Source organism: Aphanizomenon sp. CS-733/32, from assembly GCF_028330045.1.
Taxonomy (GTDB): domain Bacteria; phylum Cyanobacteriota; class Cyanobacteriia; order Cyanobacteriales; family Nostocaceae; genus Dolichospermum; species Dolichospermum gracile.
Map to the genome: position 1 here is coordinate 1 of NZ_JAQMSE010000127.1, position 25,029 is coordinate 25,029.

General features: G+C 38.2%; 26 protein-coding genes. 11 read left to right on the plus strand and 15 right to left on the minus strand.

The genetic code is table 11. The features are described 5' to 3' along the window. Positions 1-229 precede the first annotated feature (229 nt). The gene (locus PN471_RS09560; RefSeq protein ID WP_271776642.1) at positions 230-907 is read left to right on the plus strand and encodes a hypothetical protein; all 678 of its coding nucleotides are present in this window, start codon (positions 230-232) and stop codon (positions 905-907) included. A gap of 53 nt (positions 908-960) precedes the next feature. Here PN471_RS09560 and PN471_RS09565 read toward each other — a convergent pair whose 3' ends face one another. Further along, positions 961-1,341 carry a hypothetical protein gene (locus PN471_RS09565; RefSeq protein ID WP_271776643.1) on the minus strand — a complete coding sequence of 127 codons (381 nt, stop codon included), beginning with the start codon at positions 1,339-1,341 and terminating at the stop codon, positions 961-963. Positions 1,342-1,660: 319 nt separating this feature from the next. On the opposite strand from PN471_RS09565, the gene PN471_RS09570 reads away from it, so the two are divergent. The 3 genes from PN471_RS09570 to PN471_RS09580 all read left to right on the plus strand — a co-directional run bounded on the left by PN471_RS09570 (position 1,661) and on the right by PN471_RS09580 (position 3,678). Beyond that, positions 1,661-1,858 carry a hypothetical protein gene (locus PN471_RS09570; protein WP_193896463.1) on the plus strand — a complete coding sequence of 66 codons (198 nt, stop codon included), beginning with the start codon at positions 1,661-1,663 and terminating at the stop codon, positions 1,856-1,858. After that, complete coding sequence (locus PN471_RS09575; protein WP_271776644.1) at positions 1,855-2,238, plus strand: type II toxin-antitoxin system VapC family toxin; 384 nt, start codon at positions 1,855-1,857, stop codon at positions 2,236-2,238. The genes PN471_RS09570 and PN471_RS09575 overlap by 4 nt, the downstream gene beginning before the upstream one ends. Positions 2,239-3,288: 1,050 nt before the next feature. Beyond that, positions 3,289-3,678, plus strand: a complete 390-nt coding sequence (locus PN471_RS09580; RefSeq protein ID WP_168644094.1) for a DUF1815 family protein — start codon at positions 3,289-3,291, stop codon at positions 3,676-3,678. 205 nt (positions 3,679-3,883) lie between these two features. Here PN471_RS09580 and PN471_RS09585 read toward each other — a convergent pair whose 3' ends face one another. Continuing rightward, positions 3,884-4,729: an alpha/beta fold hydrolase gene (locus PN471_RS09585; RefSeq protein WP_271776645.1), complete on the minus strand. Its 846-nt coding sequence runs from the start codon at positions 4,727-4,729 to the stop codon at positions 3,884-3,886. 643 nt (positions 4,730-5,372) lie between these two features. On the opposite strand from PN471_RS09585, the gene metG reads away from it, so the two are divergent. From metG to lptC, 3 genes are all read left to right on the plus strand, one after another. Further along, positions 5,373-6,968 (plus strand): methionine--tRNA ligase, encoded by a 1,596-nt coding sequence (metG, locus tag PN471_RS09590; protein WP_271776646.1) that lies wholly within the window; start codon positions 5,373-5,375, stop codon positions 6,966-6,968. 192 nt (positions 6,969-7,160) lie between these two features. Beyond that, positions 7,161-7,790, plus strand: coding sequence for a LabA-like NYN domain-containing protein (locus tag PN471_RS09595; RefSeq protein WP_096664423.1), 630 nt, complete (start codon positions 7,161-7,163; stop codon positions 7,788-7,790). Next, on the plus strand, positions 7,790-9,034 hold the full coding sequence (gene lptC / locus PN471_RS09600) for an LPS export ABC transporter periplasmic protein LptC (RefSeq protein WP_271776647.1): 1,245 nt from the start codon (positions 7,790-7,792) through the stop codon (positions 9,032-9,034). The genes PN471_RS09595 and lptC overlap by 1 nt, the downstream gene beginning before the upstream one ends. A 96-nt stretch (positions 9,035-9,130) precedes the next feature. Here lptC and PN471_RS09605 read toward each other — a convergent pair whose 3' ends face one another. The 4 genes from PN471_RS09605 to PN471_RS09620 form a co-directional block, all read right to left on the minus strand. Further along, positions 9,131-10,453, minus strand: coding sequence for a D-alanyl-D-alanine carboxypeptidase (locus PN471_RS09605; RefSeq protein ID WP_271776648.1), 1,323 nt, complete (start codon positions 10,451-10,453; stop codon positions 9,131-9,133). Positions 10,454-11,143: 690 nt separating this feature from the next. Continuing rightward, positions 11,144-12,214, minus strand: coding sequence for an LOG family protein (locus PN471_RS09610; protein ID WP_271776649.1), 1,071 nt, complete (start codon positions 12,212-12,214; stop codon positions 11,144-11,146). 364 nt (positions 12,215-12,578) lie between these two features. After that, positions 12,579-12,902, minus strand: coding sequence for a thioredoxin (gene trxA / locus PN471_RS09615; protein WP_271776650.1), 324 nt, complete (start codon positions 12,900-12,902; stop codon positions 12,579-12,581). Between the two features lie 318 nt (positions 12,903-13,220). Beyond that, positions 13,221-14,384, minus strand: coding sequence for a GuaB3 family IMP dehydrogenase-related protein (locus tag PN471_RS09620; RefSeq protein ID WP_271776651.1), 1,164 nt, complete (start codon positions 14,382-14,384; stop codon positions 13,221-13,223). A 173-nt stretch (positions 14,385-14,557) separates the two neighbouring features. Between PN471_RS09620 and PN471_RS09625 the strand changes: the two genes are divergently transcribed. Both PN471_RS09625 and panB read left to right on the plus strand, forming a co-directional pair. After that, the gene (locus tag PN471_RS09625; protein ID WP_271776652.1) at positions 14,558-15,622 is read left to right on the plus strand and encodes a ligand-binding sensor domain-containing protein; all 1,065 of its coding nucleotides are present in this window, start codon (positions 14,558-14,560) and stop codon (positions 15,620-15,622) included. Positions 15,623-15,868: 246 nt separating this feature from the next. Next, positions 15,869-16,642, plus strand: coding sequence for a 3-methyl-2-oxobutanoate hydroxymethyltransferase (panB, locus tag PN471_RS09630; RefSeq protein WP_271776653.1), 774 nt, complete (start codon positions 15,869-15,871; stop codon positions 16,640-16,642). A 136-nt stretch (positions 16,643-16,778) separates the two neighbouring features. On the opposite strand, the gene PN471_RS09635 is transcribed toward panB, so the two are convergent. From PN471_RS09635 to PN471_RS09645, 4 genes are all read right to left on the minus strand, one after another. After that, entirely contained in the window at positions 16,779-17,018 is a 240-nt protein-coding gene (locus tag PN471_RS09635) for a DUF6887 family protein (RefSeq protein ID WP_442867144.1), read from the minus strand. Next, on the minus strand, positions 17,005-17,223 hold the full coding sequence (locus PN471_RS23440) for a DUF6888 family protein (RefSeq protein ID WP_442867145.1): 219 nt from the start codon (positions 17,221-17,223) through the stop codon (positions 17,005-17,007). The genes PN471_RS09635 and PN471_RS23440 overlap by 14 nt, the downstream gene beginning before the upstream one ends. Positions 17,224-17,289: 66 nt before the next feature. After that, positions 17,290-18,255, minus strand: a complete 966-nt coding sequence (locus tag PN471_RS09640; protein WP_271776655.1) for a DUF1517 domain-containing protein — start codon at positions 18,253-18,255, stop codon at positions 17,290-17,292. Positions 18,256-18,610: 355 nt separating this feature from the next. Beyond that, a complete protein-coding gene (locus PN471_RS09645; RefSeq protein ID WP_271776656.1) occupies positions 18,611-19,126 on the minus strand; it encodes a GNAT family N-acetyltransferase in 516 nt (171 codons plus the stop codon). A 144-nt stretch (positions 19,127-19,270) separates the two neighbouring features. Between PN471_RS09645 and PN471_RS09650 the strand changes: the two genes are divergently transcribed. Next, positions 19,271-20,707 (plus strand): BCD family MFS transporter, encoded by a 1,437-nt coding sequence (locus PN471_RS09650; RefSeq protein WP_271776657.1) that lies wholly within the window; start codon positions 19,271-19,273, stop codon positions 20,705-20,707. Positions 20,708-20,757: 50 nt separating this feature from the next. Beyond that, positions 20,758-21,984, plus strand: coding sequence for a ribulose bisphosphate carboxylase small subunit (locus PN471_RS09655; RefSeq protein WP_271776658.1), 1,227 nt, complete (start codon positions 20,758-20,760; stop codon positions 21,982-21,984). Between the two features lie 293 nt (positions 21,985-22,277). On the opposite strand, the gene PN471_RS09660 is transcribed toward PN471_RS09655, so the two are convergent. From PN471_RS09660 to PN471_RS09680, 5 genes are all read right to left on the minus strand, one after another. Then, entirely contained in the window at positions 22,278-23,051 is a 774-nt protein-coding gene (locus PN471_RS09660; protein ID WP_271776659.1) for an MBL fold metallo-hydrolase, read from the minus strand. 13 nt (positions 23,052-23,064) lie between these two features. Next, positions 23,065-23,652, minus strand: a complete 588-nt coding sequence (locus tag PN471_RS09665; protein ID WP_271776660.1) for an anthranilate synthase component II — start codon at positions 23,650-23,652, stop codon at positions 23,065-23,067. A gap of 74 nt (positions 23,653-23,726) precedes the next feature. After that, positions 23,727-24,182, minus strand: coding sequence for a diacylglycerol kinase family protein (locus tag PN471_RS09670; protein ID WP_271776661.1), 456 nt, complete (start codon positions 24,180-24,182; stop codon positions 23,727-23,729). A 143-nt stretch (positions 24,183-24,325) separates the two neighbouring features. After that, positions 24,326-24,826 carry an rRNA maturation RNase YbeY gene (ybeY, locus tag PN471_RS09675; protein WP_271776662.1) on the minus strand — a complete coding sequence of 167 codons (501 nt, stop codon included), beginning with the start codon at positions 24,824-24,826 and terminating at the stop codon, positions 24,326-24,328. A gap of 13 nt (positions 24,827-24,839) precedes the next feature. Next, positions 24,840-24,995, minus strand: a complete 156-nt coding sequence (locus PN471_RS09680; RefSeq protein WP_071992792.1) for a DUF3285 domain-containing protein — start codon at positions 24,993-24,995, stop codon at positions 24,840-24,842. Positions 24,996-25,029: the final 34 nt, after the last annotated feature.

Consider the following 25,029-nt stretch of genomic DNA (forward strand, 5'->3'; position numbering starts at 1 on the left):
ATGGGTTTCGGGCATTTTAACGTGATTTTTTGATGATTTTTGAGCGCTCGCTATTGAGCAGAAGTTAATCACCAAAAGCCTGAAACGAGGGATTTTCGTTCATGCACATCATGGTGAATTTGTACAGTGCGTAAGTCCTATACGTATCATTATCAATTTAAATACACAATTTATTGACAAGTATTTTAAAACACACAATAATAGTAATTATAACATTCAGACTAAAATTATGCAAGCAGTTCAGGGGTTTTTCGTAGATTCCAGTCGATTCTATAAAATTGCGAAGAATGGTTATTTGAAAGCAACTGAAGGTTTTGAAATTCATACACAAGACGATGCTTTAGTATCTATAATTTTTTCCGCACTAGCATTAGAGGCTTTTATTAATGAAATTCCTGCTCTTGCTAAATGTGAAAAGCAAGATGGATCAACTGAAGCTTTTTTAGATAAGTTGATTGATGCTATTGAGGAATCAGATTCTAAAAAGAAAAACACACAACATAAGTTTATGCTGGCTAGTGAAGCCTTAAATAGTGATTTTAAAAAGGGAGATAAACTTTATCAGAACTTTGCTGATCTATTCAAGTTACGTGATTGTTTAGTTCATCTTAAACCTGAAGATATCATTGAAGAACAAGAGGATGGTGAAATCAAATATTTTGGAAGAAAGCTACTTCAAAATCTTCGCAGCAAAGGTATATATCTAGATACACCATCGGAATCAATATCGGAATCAATAATAGTGAAAGTTAGCACTGCTAAAGCTGCTTTCTGGGCTTGCACTACAGTTTCAGAAATGGTTAATGCAATTCTGGATAAACTTCCTGCATCTTTTACTGATAACAATCTACAGATAGATTTGTATAGGAGAAAGTTTCAACCTCCAGAAAAACAACTTTGTGATTGAGTAGTATTGTCTAATACAAATAGTCTAAATCAGGATTTACAGAATTTGAAGATTTACAGAATTGCATTGACGATATATTCATCTGTTTTAGGTATTTTACCTTCCTGGATTAAATCTGTCCAAGTTAAGCCCCGTTTTTCATATTGTTGAAGATAAATTTTCAGAAATTCTAAAACCATTGTACTTTCTGAAGATAGGCATTCTTGACGACCATTTAAAAGTTTATCATCTTTTACTTTTATTTTCGTGATACTTTGATTACGTTCACCGATAATTTCAAATCTGTGCGGTTCTGCGTTTAAAAAATTCCAACAAGGTAAATTTAGACTTTCAAAAACTTGCCGAAAATTAACTTCGATTGTTGGATCACTATCACTATAATCGAACTTAATTTTATGTCCTAATTGTGTCAATGTATATAAATTCAAATTCAAGAATGGTTATCTCAATTTCCTGAAAGTAGTATTACCCTATCAGATGAAGCACTGCGTCGAGAAAATATTTATGATGAGAGAGGAATATGAAAAGATATTTACTGGATACCAATATTGTTCTTAGATTTGCAAATTCTCAATCTCAGGAATGTTACCGAAATCACAATTATTCATCCTCAAAGTATTAATAGCTAAAAATATTGTGAATGCAATTAATTATCCTGTAAATCTTATAATTCTGGTTATCCTGATATGGCTTACGCTACGCTATCAGACAATATGTTACAATCTGAATTGAGAGAAACAGGAGCATAAAACTATGCCATTAATCAAAATACCAAGACATTATCTTGTATCTCAAGATGAAGATTCAATTACAGTAGATGTACCTGAATCCATGCTATTACATTGGAAAAAAGACTATGAAAAAATTATTCAAGCCAAAGGAATTTTAAAGCATAAAAAAGCAGCAATGTTAGATCATTTAGATACTCTGCGTCAGGAATGGGAAGAATGAAATATGTTTATGATACCAATATTTTTATTTACTATTTAGCCGATGATATAACAGTTAATTCATGGTTTACAGAAGAGTTTTTGAATTTGCACGAAATTCTAATTTCACCAATTATCCGTATTGAATTACTGAGTTTTGCCGGCTTATCAAAAGAAGAGGAACAGTCTATTGAAGATTTACTATCTCAGTTTAATACAGTTCCATTGTTACGAGAAATTGAAAATCAGACAATCCAAATCAAACGACAATATAAAATTAAACTTCCTGATGCAATTATCGCCGCTACAGCAATAAATCAAGACGCATTTTTAGTAACAAGAAATGTCGGTGATTTTAAAGGAATTACTGGACTAAAGATTGAAAATCCTTTTGTTAGTTGATAATGGGGGACGATAAAACAACAGCCATTAACTATCAAATAACCATCCTGTAAATCCTCTAATCCTGGTTATCCTGATTCTGACAAAATAGGATGCTTCGTGAAGTATCATTACCCGCCTGGGAATAAATTCCCAGTCTCATAGCGAAAGTCCGTTAAAACGGACTAAATAAATTTTGCAATAACCATCCTGTAAATCCTCTAATCATGGTTACCCTGATTCTGACAACATGACCTAAATTTATAAACAATCAATATTTGCTTTGGCAAAATTTAGAATTTCTATAGTTCTTCAAATAATCAAATCAGCTTTCGTAATGCTAACAGCAGTATTAGGGAAGGTGTCAAAATGTATGCAAGACTATACATTAATTAGGGTCTGCGGAATGTGGGTTATAACTGAGATATATCAAGAGTTGGAAGGTAAAAAAGGTGAAACAAGTGCAAGGAATAAGCGTTGAAACTACCGAAACCCTATCACTTGACCAAATTCAAGACTATTCTGATCTTCTTCTAATTCTTCCTCCTGACTCCTGACTCACGTCACGCTGCGCTATCACAGATAACTTTTTCAGCAACCCCTAATTAAGTATATTCAACACTTGTGTTAATCTCAATCTATGTTATATGATCTGAGGCTTATTTAAGATGGAGATAAAAACACAAGGAACGAAAATAAGCGTTAGACTGAATAAATCATCTTAATATGGCTCTACATCACCTGTAATAGTGCCATATATAGGTTTAACGAACTTGACTATAAACGAATTTAAGTTAGGCTGATAAGGTCTCAATTTTATCAAGTATAGTTCTGACAGATCGAGAAAGCCAAAATGTGAATTTTAGTAACTAAGTCTGTGATAACTACCTGATAAATTGAATAGGTTGATACTTCTTTAAGAATCGTTATCTACTAACCTGGACGAGTTAACTAACTAACGAACTCATGAAACACCAAAAATTGTAAAAACTATTCTACAATACCAGTTCATGAGAAAATCTAAAGAAAATATAAAATAAACTCAAATGACTGTGGTGTCTGGAGGGACAAGTGTTTTTAAGATTAGCAAACGAGCATAGACAATTTGTTCAAGATTTGGTAATGAATTTGCAAGCTTTAGCAGTTGTACTAGAGAGGTATGGTTATCCAGCTTCTTGTTATACTTGCGGCGACCAAATGAACAGTGCATCTTTTATGGTCAGCTTAGGCGATAATCATTTAATCCGGTTTTTAGTATCTGATTATGGGATTACTTGGACAGAAATGCGTGATGATCGAGAGTTAATGAAGTTAGAGGGTGCAGAAGCGATTAATCAGTTAGAGGAACTAGCTACCCTTGTTAAAGAGGCGATGCGAAACTCTAAGGATACTGAGCATTCATCTGCGAAGAGTAAACGGATCTTACAGAATGCAGTGGGAAGTGTGAAAACTCACCGATAATCTCCTGACACTATCTTGGTATTTCAGGCTGCTATTTTCTGTTACCTGTGAGAGGATGAAGATAGGCCTAGAATATCTCTGTAGAACCACACATTATAAGGGCAAGACCCTTTCGGAAGCAAGCTACACACAGCAAAATTCAGGAGTCACCGAATCAGGAGTAAAACTTGCTGTATCTTGACCCTATACTGAATATGACCAGGTTTCAGATAGACTTGGTGAAGATAGGGCTGTCCGTTGATTTGATAATTTTTGGTACATTAATATTAACTTCTAAAAAATCATTGTCTTTGAGAATTTGATAGAGATTGACATCTTTCTCTAGTAAGCAGGCGTGACCACTATGTGGTAGGATGAACGACTGGGTATTGGGGAAAATATTTGCCAATCTGTTGATTTCACTCACAGAGGGTAATAAGCGATCGCTACCACTGCCAATAAGTAAAATTGGTTGTGTTAGCTGTTGTAGCTCTTTGCTATCAATCTGGAAATCTCGCAGTAGGGATAAGCGCCAATTTACGGTTTCTGATGGGAGGGAACGCATAGCTGTAAGTAGTTTATGGCGATCGCTTGGAGAAATCCGTTCTAATGATGCTAGAAACGGTAACAAACCCAAGGCACCAACATTAAATAGAAATGATGGCACAAACTGAGTAGCCGGGGATATCCAATTAAACCAAGATTGCTGCTGCAAAGCCGAAGCAGGATTAATTAAGATAATACGCTTAAATAACTGCGGTGACTGGATTGCGACTTGTATTGCTAAACAACCACCAAAAGATTCACCACATAGATATATTGTCCGTTGACAGCTTTTTTCCAACTCAGCGTGAACCAAGTCCAAAACATTCTTCACTAAAACATCCCAAGTGGCCAGACAGTTTTTGGGTATGGACAAGCAACGAATATCTAAACCAGAGGCTAATTCTGGGATTTGAGATTGCAATAACTCACCAGTCCCATCCATACCTGGCAAATAGACAAATAAGGGAGAATTCGATTGTACTGGATTTGGCGTTAAAAAACAAGGTTGAGGATCAACTGCTGGCATTTTACTTATTTTTATTCATCTACTCTATCTTTAACTGTACCCTTTCCCTTATCCAGATAGAGATTGTGACGAAATTTTTATCTTTTGTCATCTGTCTAAAATCAACCTTTCCAGATAAAAAATCATCCACTCTGAAACCATAATTACAGAATTTATCGCAATTTGTATTCATCATATATAAGTATGTGATTCAGCATTCAGTCCCTAGACATTAGCTAAATGCTTTGAGTAAATTTTTAATAGTTATTTTCATAATTAACGAATTGAGAATTCTCAAATAAGGCTCACCAAATTAGGAACTTCTCCAACAACAACCTAGTAAATTATTCAAAATTGAAACTAACAGTTTGGTCAATTATCCACGCAATTAGTTATATCGCTAGAGTTTCAGTTAGTGTATTCTCTGTAACTACTAAGGAAAGAAACAGGTTTTACCATGATTATTAGTAAATACTTTCTCTGATTTAGTTAAAAATCAGGTGGATTTATAGAAGTAATTAAACAATTCTTCAGTCCATAAACTTGTTATCCATCGCCAGGAGTTTGAAAAAAACAGTAGCAATGTTATATAATTACGTAGTTTTGTCTAAATCATCTAGATTATTAATAGAGAAAACTGATTAATAATTTGCTTTTATAGTCCATGAATCTTGTGAATAAAACAGAAAAGACTTTTGCACTGACCACACCATTGTACTATGTCAACGATGTTCCGCATATTGGCAGTGCTTATACAACTATAGCAGCGGATGTAGTCGCCAGATTTAATCGCTTACAGGGACATCAAGTGCTACTAATTACAGGTACGGATGAACACGGGCAAAAAATTCAGCGTTCAGCAGCAAATTTAGGAAAACCACCACAAGATTTTTGTGATGAAATCGTTCCCAGTTTTCTTAACCTGTGGGATTTACTCGACATTCAATATGATCGCTTTAGTCGGACTACAGCACCTCGTCACCAAGGGATAGTTAAAGAGTTTTTTCAGCGAGTTTGGGAAAATGGCGACATTTACCAAGGAGAACAAAAAGGTTGGTACTGCGTTTCCTGTGAAGAGTTTAGGGAAGAACGGGATTTACTTGCAGACAAACACTGTCCCATCCATACTAACAAACAAGTAGAGTGGCGAGACGAGCAGAACTATTTCTTTCGCTTGTCTAAATATCAAACCCAGTTAGAGGAGTTTTACCAATCCCACCCAGATTTTATCCAACCTGTCAGCAGACGGAATGAAGTTTTCAATTTTGTCGCTCAAGGTTTACAGGACTTTTCAATTTCCCGGGTAAATCTGGATTGGGGTTTTCCTGTCCCTGTGGATTCTCAACATACATTGTATGTATGGTTTGATGCTTTGCTGGGTTATGTAACAGCATTGTTAGAACCAGATGCAGAACCAACCTTAGCTAATGCTTTACAAGCATGGTGGCCGATTAACCTGCACTTGATTGGTAAAGATATCTTACGCTTTCATGCTGTGTACTGGCCCGCAATGTTGATGTCCGCAGGTTTACCTTTACCAGACAGGGTATTTGGACATGGTTTCCTAACTAAAGATGGTCAAAAAATGGGGAAGACTTTAGGTAACACCCTTGATCCTATTACTTTAGTGGAAAATTATGGTAGTGATGCCGTTCGTTATTACTTCCTTAAGGAAATCGAATTTGGGAAGGATGGCGATTTTAATGAAATAAGGTTCATTAATGTTTTGAATGCAGATTTAGCGAATGATTTAGGTAATTTGTTAAATCGGACTTTAAACATGGTGAAGAAATACTGTGCTAGTCAAGTACCGGCCATTAACCAATCAGCTATTCCCATTGAAAATCCTTTGAAAGCAATGGGGTTACAGTTGGGAGAAAGGGTGAAACAAGCATACACAGCATTAGCTTTTAATGAAGCCTGTCACTATGTTTTATCTCTGGTACAAGCCAGTAATAAATTTATTGATGATCAAGCTCCTTGGTCATTATATAAACAAGGTAAACAGTCAGAAGTGGAAATGGTGCTATATGCGGTTCTAGAATCTGTCAGACTAGCAGCTTATCTTCTCTCCCCAATTATTCCTAATATCAGTAGTGATATTTATCAGCAATTAGGCTGGGGGATTAATTTTAATGAACAAAAAGAAAGTGCAATTTTAGCTCCTTTTTGTACCCACTCAACATGGGGAATATTATCCGATCAACAAATATTGGGAACACCAAAACCAGTTTTTAAACGGATAGAAACATCAAAATAAAAGATTAATTTCGGGAACTGCGAATTTCTTGAAAAACTAAAGAATTCGGGGAACAGGGAACAGGAAACAAAGAACAATATTGATCTTTACTCTTGCCTCTTGCCTTCTGAATTCTTATCATAAGCAACTCTAACAAGTAGATAGTTAGAACTTTCTATCATAACAGGGATAACAACACAAGGTATGACAACAATGTTGAACAATTTTGAAAACGACTCAATATTTACCCCAGAACAGGTTTTGGAAAATCGGGGTCGGGTGGCGATCTTTATTGATGGCTCAAACTTATTTTATGCGGCGCTCCAACTAGGAATTGAAATTGATTATACTAAGTTATTGTGCCGTTTGACTGGGGGATCAAGACTATTGCGGGCTTTTTTCTATACAGGAGTGGATCGGACAAATGAGAAGCAACAGGGCTTTTTGTTGTGGATGCGTCGTAACGGTTATCGGGTGATTGCTAAGGACTTGGTGCAATTACCGGATGGTTCTAAAAAAGCTAACTTAGATGTGGAAATAGCTGTTGATATGATGGCATTGTGCGATTCCTATGATACCGCAGTTTTAGTCAGCGGTGACGGCGATTTGGCTTATGCTGTCAATTCTGTCAGCTATCGTGGGGTGAGGGTAGAGGTGGTGAGTTTGCGTTCTATGACTAGTGATAGTTTAATTAATGTGAGCGATCGCTATATTGATTTAGAAGCCATCAAAGAAGATATCCAAAAAACCCCCCGTCAAAGTTATCCATATCGGCCATTGTCTAGTATGGGCTTTTTAGACGATCCTAGAGATAGTAGTAGACATCTAGAAGTTCCAGAATAATGCAATATTCACAAGCTAGGGAGAATGGAAGACAAGATGAAAAACATCAGAGGGGAATTAAAAATCATTCTCCCCGCTTCTATTCATTTTTGGGGTTAACATTACCAACTAATTGGTTTTACCTACCTTTGATATTATGTTTAGGTTTATGCTTGTCGAGTTGCGGTAATCCATCACCTACCCAATCCAAAACTGATCCTTCATCTCCAAAAGATGATGATACTAAGGTAACTTTTTTTGGGATTGTTTTTGAACAATTTGATGAGGTAGGTAGACCAATTTGGAAAGTTAAGGCTAAAGAGGCAAAATATACTACAGATAAACAGGTAGGTCAGGCGGAAAATCCTGAAGGGGAACTTTACCAAGATGGAAAAGTTGTCTACCAAATTAAAGCAGAAAAAGCTAACATTAAGCAAGATGGTAAACAACTATTTCTTCAAGGTAAAATTGTCGCTACCGATCCCCGTAATGGGATTGTTTTCAAGGGTAATGAGTTAGAATGGCGACCTCAAGAAGATTTATTAATTGTTCGCAATCAGTTAAATGGTAGTCATAAACAATTACAAGCTGTAGCTCAAGAAGCCAAGATTAAAACTCGTGAACAACGGGTAGAATTTTCACAAGGAGTAGTTGCTAAATCCACAGATCCACAGTTACAAATGCGAACTGAGCATTTAATGTGGCATATTCAGGAGGAGAAATTATTTAGCGATCGCCCTATTCAAATAGAAAGATATAAAGACAACAAAATTACTGCACGTGGTCAGGGTAACGCCGCAGAAATTAATTTAAAAACTCAAATTGCTACTCTCAAACCACAGGCAAAATTAGAGTTAATAGCTCCACCAATGCAAGTTACTAGTAACTCTATCACCTGGAATATTAATAAAGAAAATATTACCACAAATTCTCCTATTCACATATTCCAATCTGCTGAGAATGTGACTGTGACTGCTAATCAGGGAAAAATGAAAATACCAGAAAACACTGTGTATCTCACTGGTAATGTGAATGCGGTTGGAAAACGCAGTCAGTCTTTAAAATCAAATCAACTAACTTGGTATTTAGATAAAAAATTGTTAGAAGCTCAAGGAAATATAATTTATCGTCAAATTGAACCAAAACTAACTTTTCAAGGGGAAACAGCCGTCGGTAATTTAGAAACAGAAAATATTGTTGTTAAGGGTGGTAATTCTGCCAACAGCAGAGTAGTTACAGAAATTACTCCCCAGGAAGGTAGGTAGGGGGAGCAGGGGAGCAGGGTATAAATTTATTTTCTTCCTTCTTCCTTCCGACTCCTAACTCCTAACTCCTAACTCCTAACTCCTGACTCCTTCCCCCTACGATTGCTTATACAAAACTTGATTGCGATTAGCTGCACCAAAATTTGGTAAAGAATTATCTAATCGAGGTGTTACAGGATCGGGAGTGTCAGTAGATACTTCTAATTCTTTTTCTAAATTTTGGAGAAGTTTATCTTGTTGAACCCGAAAAGCTGATACACTGCCACCACGATTAATAATTGTAAACCAAACCAAACCGCGATCGCGTGTGGGGACAACTCCAGCCAAAGCACTCACATCATTGAGAGTACCAGTTTTCATTACTGTTGCTTTGGGCATATGTCGAGAATGGATTGTGCCTCTATGATCCAATCCAGAGGTAGGAAATAAATCAGCTAAAGTTAACTGATAAAAACTAGCTTCCCGTTGCAATGCCATAAACATAGCACAAACCCCCCTAGGAGAAATTCGATTTTCCTTCCCTAAACCAGAACCATTAATCAAGAGAATTTCTGACTTTGGGAATCTAGCCAGTTGGGATGCTGTGGTGCTAACTACATCTGCACCGCCCACAGAATCGGCTAACATTTCCGCAATATCGTTATTACTAAAAACATTCATTTCCTTAATGATTTTTTGCAAAGGTAAGGAAAAATGACGGATTAGTAAAGTCTGTCCAACTCTCGGCTGAGAGTCCGCCTTAATATTACCAGCAATAATCACTTGAGGTTTAGGTGTTCCCTTGGGCATAACTGAGTATTGGAAAACCACAGAACGAGACCAAGTTTGGTGATTTAGTGCTTGTTTGAGTAATTGACCGGCGAGTAGGGGATGACGTTGGAAATTCATAGCAAAGTTACCAGTAATTACCAAATTGCCCTTAACTTGCTTAATCCCCATTTTATTCAGAGTATTTCCCAGAGCGATCGCTTCCTCCCCCACAAACATAGGATCACCGCTACCAGTAATCACTAAATCACCCTGCACCACCCCATTTACTAACGGTCCAGTGCTACTAACTAAAGTTTCAAATTGGTGATTCGGACCCCAAGCTTTCAAAGCCACCAATGAAGTAGCAACCTTAGTTAAGGAAGCAGCGGGTAAAGGTATAGTACCTTGATGATTAGCCATCAGCATTGGTCCTGACTGCAACCAAATCCCCTGAGAAGAGATGAGATCTTTGTCAATTAATTTTGACGTAATTAACTCACTCAGATATTGGTGGACTGTAATAGCACCTGCTGGGCTTGGATCAGGGACAAGAATCAAATTAGAACTACCTTGCCAAGCCAAGACACTCAAGGCTTCTAACGGTTGAATCTGCGCCTTAGCCATTTCTAACCACATAGAAAACAAACCTGATCCTAATAATTCCAGCATATTCAAATTCCTTTATTCGTTAATTGGTAAGAGTTTTCTTTAATTTCCTAAGCGTCAACTATATTGTGAGACTAAGTAGAGTAACGTAAATAATTAAAGGTTTGTAGTAAGGTCTTTAGACCTGAAAGTAGGGCTAAAGCCCTAACTACGAGCCAATTTCAGAATCTGTTAACTTACTTAACACAGTTCTATTTATTTTTGTCTACCTACTTATTTTTAACTTTTAATTCCCTTTTTTCCTAGCGACTTATACCAATATACGAGCCTGATTATATTTATCAGTATTGAGTCATAATAAATTCAGAGGGAACAGAAAAACTCATGTTTGTAAACATGAGACGGCAATAATGACATTGTTTTTAGGGATACGCAACTTTTAAAAACATCTTTTTTTGATTAAGTAGAGTAACGTAAATAATTAAAGGTTTGTAGTAAGGTCTTTAGACCTGAAAGTAGGGCTAAAGCCCTGACTACGAGCCAATTTCAGAATCTGTTAACTTACTTAACATAGTTCTATTTATTTTTGCCTACCTACTTAAAGCTCTAAAAGCTGAAACTTTAGTTTCTTATCTGTTTCCTGTTCCCTGTTCCCTCTGAATTATGACATGAGAATAACCAATTATTATTCCCATAGTGCAAGTTTTATGTATTAGGAATAAAATATTTTGGCTAATTAATAATTGGTATAGGCTACTTCCTTTCTGGATGTGCCAATTCCTCTGGAGTGGGAACACCCACCTGATTAATTACCCCAATCATTTGATATAAACGCCCTAAATCTCGTTGATTAAAATTTAAAACTAACCGAGGTAAATTAGACGTTTCATCTTGTTCTTCCTGGGGTAATGCTTGACTTTTAACAATTTCACCTCTCAGCAAAATATCACTAAAATGAGTATTGAGTAATTCCACTTGAGCATCGGATAAATCTTCTTTTAAGCGAATCACCAATTGATCACCAACATAACGACTAGAATGATAAATTCGGTAAAATCCAGTAATGGTACTACAAGCAACTTCAAGATTATCTGTAATAGTGTACAAACTCTGATCATCTGGACTAACAAGCCCTGTTTTTACCAATTTCTCATCAATATATTGACTCCAAGACCGCCAATAATCACCCCCTGGCTGATCAATTAACACCAAAGGAACTGGACCAAATTTACCTGTTTGGGTCAATGTCATACATTCAAAAGCCTCATCTTGAGTGCCAAAGCCACCAGGAAATAAAGCCACAGCATCACTTTCTTTCAGAAGAAATAACTTGCGAGTGAAGAAGTATTTAAAATTAATTAGTTTAGCATCACCTTCAATAATTGGATTAGCTTGTTGCTCAAAAGGTAACTGAATATTTAAACCAAAAGAATTTTCCCTACCAGCACCTTCTTGACCAGCTTGCATAATCCCACCACCACCACCTGTCATCATCATAAATCCTAGTGCAGAAACAGCGCGACTAAATGCAACTGCCATTTGATATGCTGGTGTATGTGGTGCTAGGCGGGCGGAACCAAAAATAGTAATTTTCCGAACATGGCGGTAGTTATAAAACAACTGGAAACCACATTCCATATCTGCTAAGGCGGCAGATAATATTTTCCAGTCAAGACGTTCAATATCACTATCAGCAAGACGCAAAATTGTGGTGAGTGATTGCTGAATAAATTGCCTATGTTTTAGTGTCGGTAAACGGTCTATTAGTTCAGCAATATCCGCTTGGAGAGAATCCAATGAAGGAAAGGACGCTTCAGAAGTCATACTTACTGCCGCAACAATGGCATTATATTTTAACCAAAGTTGCTAGTACAGTAAAGCCTAAATCAACTAGCAATAATTAAAAATCCCGAAAAGACTTAATATCATTTGCTTTTTGACTTTCGCCTTCCTGTACTAGTAACTGACGTTATTTTACATGATATTTCCCATATTGATGGTAATTATGACAATATAGGCTTCTCAGTAACTAATCTTTGATTGACTAACAATTAGAACAAAAATGTCCGAAAGTGGTACTGACGCTAGGCTTTCTCTGGGATTAAAAAAAGATAGGGGAAGCACCATTTTCGTTCCGTAATTGATCTTGTAAATGAATAACTTAAGCTAAGTTTATTGTCTATTCAGCTTAAAGATACTTTTCCAAAGTGTTAGCTAAAGTCGTTTTAGGTACAGCACCCACCACCATATCTACTTTTTGTCCACCTTTGAAAATCATTAATGTAGGAATACTGCGAATACCGTACTGACTAGCAATCTGAGGATTTTCATCCGTGTTAACTTTGACAACCTTGAGTTGTTCTCCGTATTGAACAGCGATTTCTTCGACAACAGGAGCTACCATGCGGCACGGACCACACCAAGGAGCCCAAAAATCAACTAATACGGGAACTTCGCTGTCGAGGACTTCTTGCTTAAACGTATCATCTTTAACTTCTGCTGCTGCTGACATACCTAAAAACCCTCACATGAGATATTTCTGAGCCTGGTGAAAATTCTACCATAGCAAAAACGTCGTCTTAAAGGCAAAGGATGTATATTTCCAAGAAATTAGAAAATGAATGCTCAACATAAGGAACCGCCCGAACATTAGTCCGGGCGGAGTGTGGTGTGAGGAGTGAACGGAAACTTTTGTCTCCGCCATCTCTATTGTAGGCTAGATATGTGATTTTTCCAGTCATTCTCAAAGTTGTTGTCAGTTGTTCGTTGTCAGTTGTCAGGTATTAGCAGAAAACCCCGACCAATGACCAATGACCAATGACCCCTTGAGTTATTTACCCATACCTAACTGTTGGGCTTTTTGGTAAACCTTGCCTTCGGTGAGCAAAGAAGGAGCAATGACAACTTCAACCTGCTGCATTTCCTTAATGTTTTTAGCGCCTAAAGTTCCCATACTAGTCTTTAAAGCTCCTAAAAGATTATGAGTACCATCATCCAAACCAGCGGGTCCCCTGAGTATTTGTTCTAGAGTTCCAGTTGTACCCACGCGAATGCGGGTCCCGCGAGGTAAGACTGGGCTAGGAGTTGCCATACCCCAGTGATAACCGCGCCCAGGGGCTTCAGCGGCTCTGGCAAAGGGAGAACCAATCATGACACCATCTGCACCACAGGCGATACATTTACAGATGTCTCCACCGGTGATTAAACCACCGTCAGCGATGATGGGGATATATTTCCCGGTTTCCCGATAATAATCGTCTCTAGCGGCTGTACAATCAGCGATCGCAGTAGCTTGAGGTACGCCCACGCCCAACACTCCGCGAGAAGTACAAGCAGCACCAGGTCCAATACCTACCAATACCGCCGATGCCCCAGCTTTCATCAATTCCAAGGCAACTTGATATGTAACACAATTTCCTAATGCCACAGGGATGGGCATAGAACGGCAAAATTCTGCCAAATCAAGGGGGGTAATAGATTCTGGAGATAGGTGATCAGTAGAAACTACTGTAGCTTGGATAAAAAATAAATCTGCTCCTGCTTTAGCTACTATTTCACCATATTTGCTTGCACCTGCTGGAGTTGCGCTAACTGCCGCAATACCGCCTTGTTGTTTAATTTCCTGAATACGTTTTTCAATTAATTCCGGCTTTATTGGTTCAGCATATAGTTCTTGCATCAGGCTGACAAATTCATCTTTGCTGACGGAGGCAATCCGATCTAAAATCGGTTCGGGGTCAGCATAGCGAGTTTGGATACCCTCTAAATTAATTACTCCTAATGCCCCTAATTGGGACAAGCGAACAGCCATTTTCACATCAACCACACCATCCATTGCACTGGCAATAATGGGAATTTCTCGCTCAATATTGCCGATTTGCCACTTAGTATCAGCTAAACTCGGATCGAGAGTTCTGTTACCAGGGACTAAAGCAATTTCGTCAATTCCATAGGCTCGACGCGCCACTTTTCCCCGCCCAAGTTGAATTTCCACGCTTTAACTTTTCTCGAAACTGTTTAAGCTAGGGTATCAAATTGTGGTGATATTGGGAATTGGGGATAATTCAAAATTTTTGATTTTTAAGCGGATGTTGGAAAGAATTGGATACTTCTATTAGCAGGAATATAACCGTGACTTTATTTCACAAGCATACTAAATTATTAATAATGTCCACTTTGCTGGGATTAATAGCTTTCCCAAGCACAGTGACACCAGCTACAGCCCAAACGGTTGAGAATACAGACAAAAATCCCAGTCTGAATCAACCTAAATCTACCCCCACCTATCCAGCCGCACCACCACCAGAACGAATTAAACCCTTACCCAATGAGAGACAATTGCAACAGGGAGAAACACCTGTAGATTATCGCATTAGTAACTTATTGGGAGATTTCACTGGTAATCTGTGGGTAGGTTCGTGGCGTGGATTATCACGCATTAATCCCAATACAGGCAGGGTTATTTCCCGTGTGAGTTTACCAAATATTGCGATTAGTGCTTTAGTCCAAGATAAGGTAGGGCGTTTGTGGGTGGGAAATAATCAAGGGTTAACGAGAGTAGACCCCCAAACCAGTCAAATTACAGCCCAGAATTTATTATTACCCTCTAAACGAGTATTATCACTGTTACTTGACAAACGCGGCTATTTATGGGTGGGAACTGATGCTGGGTTAACTTTGGTTAGTCCCGACCAAGGTTTAATTATGACGACGGTTAAAAATATGCCCGGTGTCAGTGTTAATGCGATGACTTTAGATGCTGACGGTCAGTTGTGGGTGGGGACGCTGGATGGAATTGTTAAGGTGAATACTTCCAGTGCTTTACTGATGAAGAGAATCCAAAATCTACCGGGGGGAACTGTCCAAACTTTGGCTATTAGTCCCCAGGGGTTAATTTGGGCGGGTATGCCAAATCAATTGTTGGTGATTAACCCCAAAAATGGTATTGTGTTACGGTCTGTGACTCCTTTGCGTGGACGCAACGTGACATCGGTGAGGTTTGCCAAGGATGGTAGTGTGTGGGTGGGTACTAATAATGGTTTGCTGCGATTAAATCCATATACAGGGGCAGTATTAGACCAAGTTACGGGACTGCCTTCTAGTCGAGTTTTGACTTTGGCTCCGGATATTGGTAATAAGTTATGGGTGGGAACAACGGAGGGTTTAGCTTGGTTAATGCCTTCGGTGGGTACGGCTCAACCTCATTTTGGTTTTGGTCGGTATGTGAAATAGGAGTCAGGAGGAAGAATTAGAAGGATATAAGAATAGTCTCGAATTTGAGAAAGTAATATTAGGACTCCTATTTGATTTTTGAATAAGACTCAGTAGGTATCAATTCTGTATTTCCTGTTCCCTGTTCCCTGTTCCCTGTTCCCTGTTCCCTTGCCCCAAGGACAGTTTTTAACGCCCACCTACTTAGTTAATTGACAATTATCAGTTGACAATTAACAATTGACAATTATCAATGATCAATTCTTTATGGCAGTTACTACCCAACAATTAACTCAATGGAAACAACAGGGACGGGCGATTGTTGCGTTAACTGCCTGGGATTATGCGATCGCTCAACTTTTGGATCTAGCTGGTGTAGACTTTATCCTAGTTGGTGATTCTCTTGCCGTTGTCCTGGGTTATGAAACTACTTTACCAATAACTTTGGATGAAATGATCCATCATGCTAAAGCTGTGCGGCGTGGGGTCAAAAACGCTCTAGTTGTGGTGGATTTACCATTTTTGACCTATCAAGAAAGTATTTCCCAAGCTATGCACTCCGCCGGTAGGGTGTTGAAGGAAACGGGGGCGCAAGCGGTAAAATTAGAAGGTGGTTATCCCGCAATGGTGGAAACTATTACCCGGTTGGTGCAGTCGGGAATTCCCGTTATGGGTCATGTGGGTTTAACACCTCAATCAATTCATCAATTAGGGTTACGACAACAGGGAAAAACCCAGGAAGCAGGAGAGAGAATTTTCAATGAAGCGATCGCTCTCGAACAAGCTGGGGTTTTTGCGATAGTATTAGAACATATTCCCACAAAACTAGCACTGCAAATTACAGAAAAACTCCGTATTCCTACAATCGGTATCGGTGCAGGTTCTAGCTGTGATGGTCAAGTATTAGTCACTTCCGACATTCTCGGACTTTCGGAAAAACAACCACCATTCGCCAAGGTTTATACAAACTTACGCGAAACAATTACCAAAGCTGTACAAGATTACGCTGTGGAAGTGCGAGAAGGAAAGTTTCCAAAATAGTTAATATTTCAGTAGGGATAGCCTTATCAAAGGCTATTGATTCTGAGATTATTGATTGATTTTCTTTTTTTCTTCCCTCGACTCAACAGATTTCATCATTTCCTTATGAACTGCCTCCTGTGCTTCAATTAGACTCCTAATAGACTCTTTTTTGATTATCTAAGGTAATTCGTTCCTGAATAGCTTCTTCTGCTAAACGAACATTTTCTTCTATTGGGACACCTTCTGCTGTCACCATTGGCGCATACCATGTAGCTTCTGAATCAGGAGTACGACGACTCACTAGAACATTCAAAGCTTCCCAATCACTGGGATGTCTACGTACATAGTCTTTCAGATCAGACCTCGACATTTGAACAAAATTAGGTTTCATCATTAAACCTCCAATTTCCTTCAGGGAAGATTAAAATTTCCATTTCATCGCCTGCGAGAATGTATACATATCGCTCAATTTCATCAAATCGAATTAAGTGGATGTCTAGAAGGCGGTTAGACAGCATCTCACAAACCCTAAGACAGGTTAGGGCTTGTACAGCAGTAGGATTATAAATGGTAGTTTCCTCAATTGTGACATAAATCATCTTAAAACGAATGTCGCAATTTTCGATTACCAGTCACTTCTAACTGTTTTCAGCCCCAATCCCCAATTAAACCAATTTCAAATCAGGATATTCCGCAAACAAATCATCTGATGTCAGTGTATCTCCTTCAGATTGGGGAGTCCACAAAACTTCAATGGCTAAAAGTTGTTCACTGGGAAGACTGCCAATTTGACGTAAGGCTTGACGCAAATCATCAGCATTATTAATAGCGGGAATTTCACATTTACCCAAAGTCGCTGCTAATAAGGTGACGATAATATACTCTCCTGGTCCTTCACTAATCAAGCGGGTGGGATTATCCACTTCACCTGGTAAAGCATCTTTACTTAAAACAGCTTTTAGTTGGTTGTTGACATTAGAGAGAGTTTCTTCGCTAAACTTACTGCGTTCAGCTAAAGACAACCGATTAAATTGAGATTCTGCGGAATTTAGTTTTGCTTGTTGAGTTCCCCCACCTGCATATACCCAGTATTCAGGGTGACGCAATAAGGCCAAACTAGCCTCTTGTAAAACTTCAGTTCTTCCTTCTGGGCTATTGGTATCAGCAGTTTCCGCAATGCGATTGAGTTCGGGTTGCAAATCTCTGGCTTGGGCTAATAAACCAACTTGTAACCGGGTGACAGACACCGAGGGATTGCTGCTATAGCTGACTTCTTCCGTTTCTCCACTGGTGACACGGCGAAAGGTTTGGACTAAAAAATTCGCCATTGCAAAAAAGATCAATATCCCAAACAACCCGCCAAAACCACCGCCGAAACCCCATAAGGGTAAAAGAAACGGAAATCCAAAACCACCACCATAAGGGGCATAGTAGCCGCCATTACCTGGCATACTTGTCCGAGGTGCATAAGTGCGGCTAGAAGGCATTCTAAAAGAACCACCGCCAATCCTGCCGCCACTACGGGCTGCCAAGGCATCATTAGCATGACTAAAAGCTAAAGTTAGCACTAAGCTAAGGATAAAAACGGTTTTAAATATGGGTTTGAAGAGTCCTTGTATTTTTTTACTCATAACACATTTATGGAGACAACTGTATTTTTATGATCACTTCTCCGGTTTTGAAGAAGTAACACTATCTCTAATCTACCGCTTCTTTTCTTCGTTAGGGTGGAAATAGGGAGAGATTTCTGGCGTTGATAACCGTACAAGGAGATATCTTGAGAATCGAAAAACTTTAGAATCAATTAATAATTTCTCATTCTCAGTGATGCCAAACTGATGTAATGATTAAATTCCAAAAGCCGTAGGGGCGGGGTTTCCCCGCCCTCAATTGTATTGCTTTAGTTTCTTATCTGTTCCCTGTTCCCTTTTTTTTGTAATTTGGATAATTTATTGATATGAAGTAAATCACAAATTATGGAATTATTCAAATATCATAACCCATGATGTAATCATCCAATACAAATCCACTTCCAAAATCTTTGATCTGACTGTCAATAATTTTAAACCCAAATCTGGAATAGGCTTTAATGCCTTTCTGATTCCTTTTATTGACATTGAGAATTATTTGTTTGAGGTTCATTGCTTGGGCTTTTTGGCAAACATGAAATAACATCTTTTGACCATAACCAAAACCATGTAATGATGGTAATAAGTAACATTTATGTAGTTTTAAATAACTGATATTATTCGTCTTTTCTGAACCATAAGATAAATAACCAACTAATTCAGAATTATGTAAAACTTGATCATAAAATATGCCTTGGTGATAAATTTCATCTTCAATTACTCCTATTCCATACATTTTATTGAGCATATATTCAATTTGTGCATGGCTGAGAATTGTCGGATAATGGCTATACCAAATCTTTTGACTGATTTTCCTGAGTTCTCCCAAATCTGTATCTAATAACTGAGTAATGGTAATTGATGAATTATTCATAGAGAGAATTATATTCTAATGAAAATTAAATCTGATGATTATAAAATAAATTTACCATTTAATTGAGATCATATGAAACTCATATTTGATTTTGGAAATATACGGAGGGTGCTACTATTTAGAAAACGAGAAAAAAAAGCAACTATGGCAATGGATGATACATTGGACACCCCAACTCAATCCTTCTCTATCCCCAAAGTCAATATTTTGACGATGTTTCGGCTAGGATTGTTTCAAATGGGGTTGAGTATGATGTCTATCTTGACTCTGGGAGTGCTTAACCGGGTCATGATTCAGGAAATCGCAATCCCGGCAACGATAGGTAGTTTAGTATTAGCCATCCCCTATTTTATCGCACCGACCAGGATTTTATTTGGGCAAATGTCCGATGCTAAACCATTCTTAGGTTATCATCGCACGGCTTATGTGTGGGGAGGAGCAGGAATATTTGCGATCGCTGCATTTTTAGCGGTACAAGTAATGTGGCAGTTAAGTGCGGCTAATATTGGTGATAAGTGGACATGGACTACCCAAACTATCGGTTGGACAGCGGTTCTCGGTTTCGTGTTCGCAATTTACGGTTTAGCAATTTGTGCTAGTGGTACAGCATTTGCAGCTTTATTAGTTGATATTTCCGAAGAAGACAACCGTTCCCAAGTTGTGGGTATTGTTTGGTCAATGTTAATGGTAGGGATTATAGTCGGAGCAATCATCAGTTCCAGCCTATTAAAACAATTAGATGCAAACGCACCTCTAGAAACTTTACAAGCGGCAATTAATCGTCTATTTATAATAGTTCCCAGCATCGTTTTTAGTTTAGCAATTGTGGCCACTGTAGGGGTTGAAAACAAATATTCCCGTTTCTTGAATCGTGGCAATAAAGGAAATCGGGAAGATGGTATAACCTTAAAAGGTGCTTGGAAAATTTTAACAGCTAGTCCCCAAACAGGCTTATTTTTCGCATTTTTATTAGTGATGACTATCAGCTTGTTTATGCAAGATCCCATTTTAGAACCCTATGCAGGGCAAGTATTTAAAATGCCCTTAGCAGAAAGTACCAAACTCAACGTTTTTTACGGTACAGGGATATTAATTTCCTATGGAATCACAGGTTTTTTCATTGTTCCCCGTTTAGGTAAAAAAAAGACCATAAAGTTAGGTTGTATCTTAGTAGCAGTTGCCGCTTTATTAATAGGTTTTTCGGGATTTTCCGCAAATCCATCTCTCCTCAAATCAACTTTAGTTTTATTTGGTTTATCTACTGGTTTTGTCACCACCGCAGCCGTTACTTTAATGTTAGACTTAACAATTGCTGAAGCCGCAGGTACATTTATTGGTGCTTGGGGACTTGCCCAGTCTTTATCTAGAGGCATTGCTACGGTAATTGGTGGTACTGTTTTAGATTTAGGACGCAAGTTTTTACCCGATAATTTAGTCTTAGCTTATGGCATGGTATTTCTATTAGAAGCTGTGGGAATGTTGATATCAATTTGGTTTTTGAATCGAGTCAATGTTACAGAATTTCAAACTAACACAAAACAAGTTTTAGCCTCTGTTCTCGAAAGTGACTTAGATAATTAACAACCAACAACTGACAACTAACAAATAAAACATAACCAGGGATACATTCTATGAGTTACTACATTGCACCTAGTTTTCTTGATAAACTTGCAGTTCATATCACCAAAAACTTCTTAAATATTCCTGGAATTCGCGTTCCTCTAATTTTAGGTATTCATGGACGCAAAGGTGAGGGAAAAACTTTTCAATGCGAATTAGTCTTTGAAAAAATGGGTATCGAAGTCACCTTAATATCTGGAGGAGAATTAGAAAGTCCAGACGCGGGAGATCCTGCACGGTTAATTCGATTACGTTATCGGGAAACAGCAGAATTAATCAAAGTGCGGGGGAAAATGTGCGTACTGATGATTAATGATTTAGATGCCGGTGCGGGACGTTTTGACGAAGGAACTCAATATACAGTAAATACTCAGTTGGTAAATGCCACATTGATGAATATTGCTGATAATCCCACAGATGTGCAGCTACCGGGAAGTTATGATTCCAATCCTTTATGTCGTGTCCCCATTATTGTTACCGGCAATGATTTTTCTACTCTCTATGCACCATTAATTCGTGATGGGAGAATGGATAAATTTTATTGGGAACCAAACCGTGATGATAAAATAGGAATTGTGGGTGGGATTTTTGCACCTGATGGACTTTCAGACCGAGAAATTACCCAATTAGTTGATACTTTTCCCCATCAATCTATTGACTTTTTTAGTGCTTTACGTTCTCGGATTTATGATGAACAAATTCGTAGTTTTATCCATCAAATTGGGTTTGAAAATGTCTCTTTACGAGTTGTTAATAGTTTGGAGGGTCCACCAGCATTTAAAAAGCCAGATTTTACTCTCTCTCATTTAATTGAGTCTGGCAAATTTATGGTGAGTGAACAAAAACGGGTAGAAACTTCTCATTTAGTAGATGAATATAATCGTTTAAATCGCGGTAAAGCTTCTCAAGCAAGTTTAGCTGTTGTGGAAAGTCCAGTTAGCAAACCTACGGTTAATCAACCTACTCATCTAAGTTTAGAAACTCAAGAACAAGTTCACCAAATTTTATCTCAAGGTTGTAAAATTAGCATTGAACACGTTGATGAACGACGGTTTCGGACAGGTTCTTGGCAAAGTTGTGGTTCTTTTAATATTGATGCCCATTCCGATGCTATTTCTACTTTAGAATCTTGTTTATCTGAATATAGCGGTGAATATGTGCGTTTGGTAGGAATTGACCCACAAGCAAAACGACGGGTAGTAGAGACAATTATTCAGCGTCCCAATGGACCCAAATAATCAACAATGGATTGATAAAGTCAATCTAAGTAGGTTAGCATTGAAAATCGTCCTTATGGCAAGGCAAGAGGCAATAGTGAAGAGGGTTTGGGGAATTTTACTTTTCTTTACACAGATTGGTTTTATTGTGTTCACCCACCACCCACTTATTCAAAACTACTCCTGGTATTGGTCAAGTTATTTCTACCACTTTAGTTTCTGACTTACCAGAATTAGGTCATTTTTCCTAGACTTCAACTTTTTATTTGACTATCGCTTGACAATTAAGACAGTCGCTACAATGAATTAAGGAATCAAAACTTATAACTCAAAAGTTGAACCTCCGTTTTTTCTGGTAAACTCTTAGAGTTAACTAATACAGAATCATTGTTACTGCGGCGGACATTAATATTCGCACTCTGCATCAAATTCAGAAAATCATCTACTGGAGTAATGTCACACTTGCCACTTTCAGCCGCTTGAGTCCGATAATGGGTAGGAATAACTAACTTAGGATTTAAGATATCAATTGCCTGTTTTGCTTCTTGATAATTATAAGCTTTATCACTGCCGCCAACAGGAATAAATAATACATCAGGATGACCCATGAGAATTTTTTGTTCTAAGGTAATCGGTGCAGCAGCACCCCCTAAATGTAACAGATTAATTCCGCCTTGGTTCAATTTCCAGGCTATATTTTGCCCAAATTGTTTTCCACCCTTACGATCATGATCTGTGGTAATTCCCTGAAATTTAACGCCCCGAAACTCATAGACACCTGGCTGATAAACTAACTTGGGATTTCCCAATATTTTATCTATTGCCCCTTCATCTAATAATTGACTACTAATTAATACCAAATCTGATGGAACTTTTGGAGGACGATATTTAGCCGTACAGCCCAAATTGTTAAAGGGATTGATCAGAATTTTGATACCATTACCGATCAATAAAAAGCAAGTATGGCCTAACCACTGAATTGATACCCCACTAGATTGGGCATTTGCTGGAACTGGATTACCTAAATTGGTAACTATAGCCGTTACTAAACCTACTCCAGCATAGCCTATCAATTGTCGTCGTTTCATAAGAACACTCGCTTTACAAAGTTCGCAAAAAATTTCTCAGTAATTCCTTACCCAAAGCAGTTAGAACACTCTCTGGATGAAATTGGACTCCTTGAATGTGAGGATATTGCCGATGTCTCACGCCCATAATTGTGCCATCTTCTACCCAAGCTGTAATTTCCAATACTTCCGGGCAAGTTTCCCGTTCAATAACTAAACTATGATATCTGGTAGCGGTGAAAGGATTTTCTAAACCTTGAAAAATTCCTATGCCTGTGTGCGAGACCTGAGAGGTTTTTCCGTGCATCAATTCTGGGGCGGAGACAATTTTACCACCGAAAACCTGACCAATACTTTGATGTCCTAGGCACACGCCTAAAATCGGTAGTTTATCTCCTAATTGGGCGATCGCACCCAGGGAAACTCCCGCATCATCTGGACGACCAGGACCTGGGGAAATTACCACTGCGTCAGGGTTTAATGCCCTAATTTCATCTATAGTAATCTTATCGTTTCGTACCACTTGCAGGTCATTAGCAACTGGGAAATCTACTGCTAATTCTCCCAAGTATTGTACTAAGTTATATGTAAAACTATCGTAATTATCAATGACTAATATCACAATTTTTACCTGATTTTATTTAAAAATATCCAAGATGTTCCCTGAAAACGTCTCTACTGTTCACAATCTACCATTTAGAAAGTAGATAGAATTAATGTTGCTAAAGGAGGCAATATTAATGTAGAAGCAACTAATAAGGCTACTAAAGCTGAGACAAGTACAGCACCGGCAGCACAGTCTTTAGCGACTTTTGCCAACTCATGATAAGACTGTTTGACCGTTAAATCTACAATTGACTCAATAGAAGTATTCACTAACTCTAAGGTCAAAACTAAACCGCTGGTGACAGCAATTATGGATATTTCCACTGTTTCCAACTGTAAGAATACACTTAATCCAATAGCTAAGGCACATACAGCCACATGAATCCGAAAATTCCTTTGAGTCTGAAAAGCGTAGGTAATTCCAGCCCAAGCATACTTAAAACTAACAAATAGATTAGAGGCAATCTGCCAGGAAAGTTCCCTATCTTTGGACACAAGCGTTGGTAAGCTATTATTTGTTGGTGATGACGAAACCTTTGGGGACATATACAAAAGAATAGGGTATGTAAAAGAGTGAGAATTTACCTATTTTATAAACCAGATCAACTGTGAGGTGAGGTAATTGTCGGCTATTTTAAATAAGCCACACTATAAGGTAATTACCAAAATTTGCAGTTGTCAAGATATATCTACAACTCTAAGTTAATAATAATACCTATTTTCTTCAGTAATACAACTTGCTCGTTTAACATTGCTATCAAACTCTCTTCGTCAGGATGATCCCAACCTAATAGGTGTAGTAAACCATGAGCCGTTAACCAAGCCAACTCTGTGAACAAGCTATGTTCCTGCTGTTGTGCCTGACGTTTTGCCGTGTCTATGGAGACAATTATATCACCTAGATACAAAGGCATGGCAACCAGCATTTCTTCGCTTTGTGGTAAATCTGCTTCTAGAGATGCAAAGGCTAAGACATCTGTAGGTTTATCTTGTTGACGATATTGGGAATTAAGGGTTTGAATTTCTGTATCGGTTGTCAAACGTAAACTGATTTCATAACTAGGTGCTGTTGGCAAGTAATCCTCAAGAATTTCTAACCATTGCCAAAACCAGTTTTCCCAAGTTTCGAGAGGAATAGGGGAAGAGTCATCAAAGCAATTTTCTAAATATAATTCAACCTGTAGCGGCACAAGTTTTCCTCTCTTAGCGAGTAAGATATGCCAAACCCACGAGGACAGATAACAGTCCTACGGCAGTTAGCGCAAAGTGTTTGAGGGAAGTGCCGCCTTTTCTGACCATGTTTCGCATGGCGAGTTTGACATAGCTGGGTTGAGGTTCTTTGGCAGGAGATTTTTCCATAATTAATTCATTATCATCTCTTTTCTTACTGTAA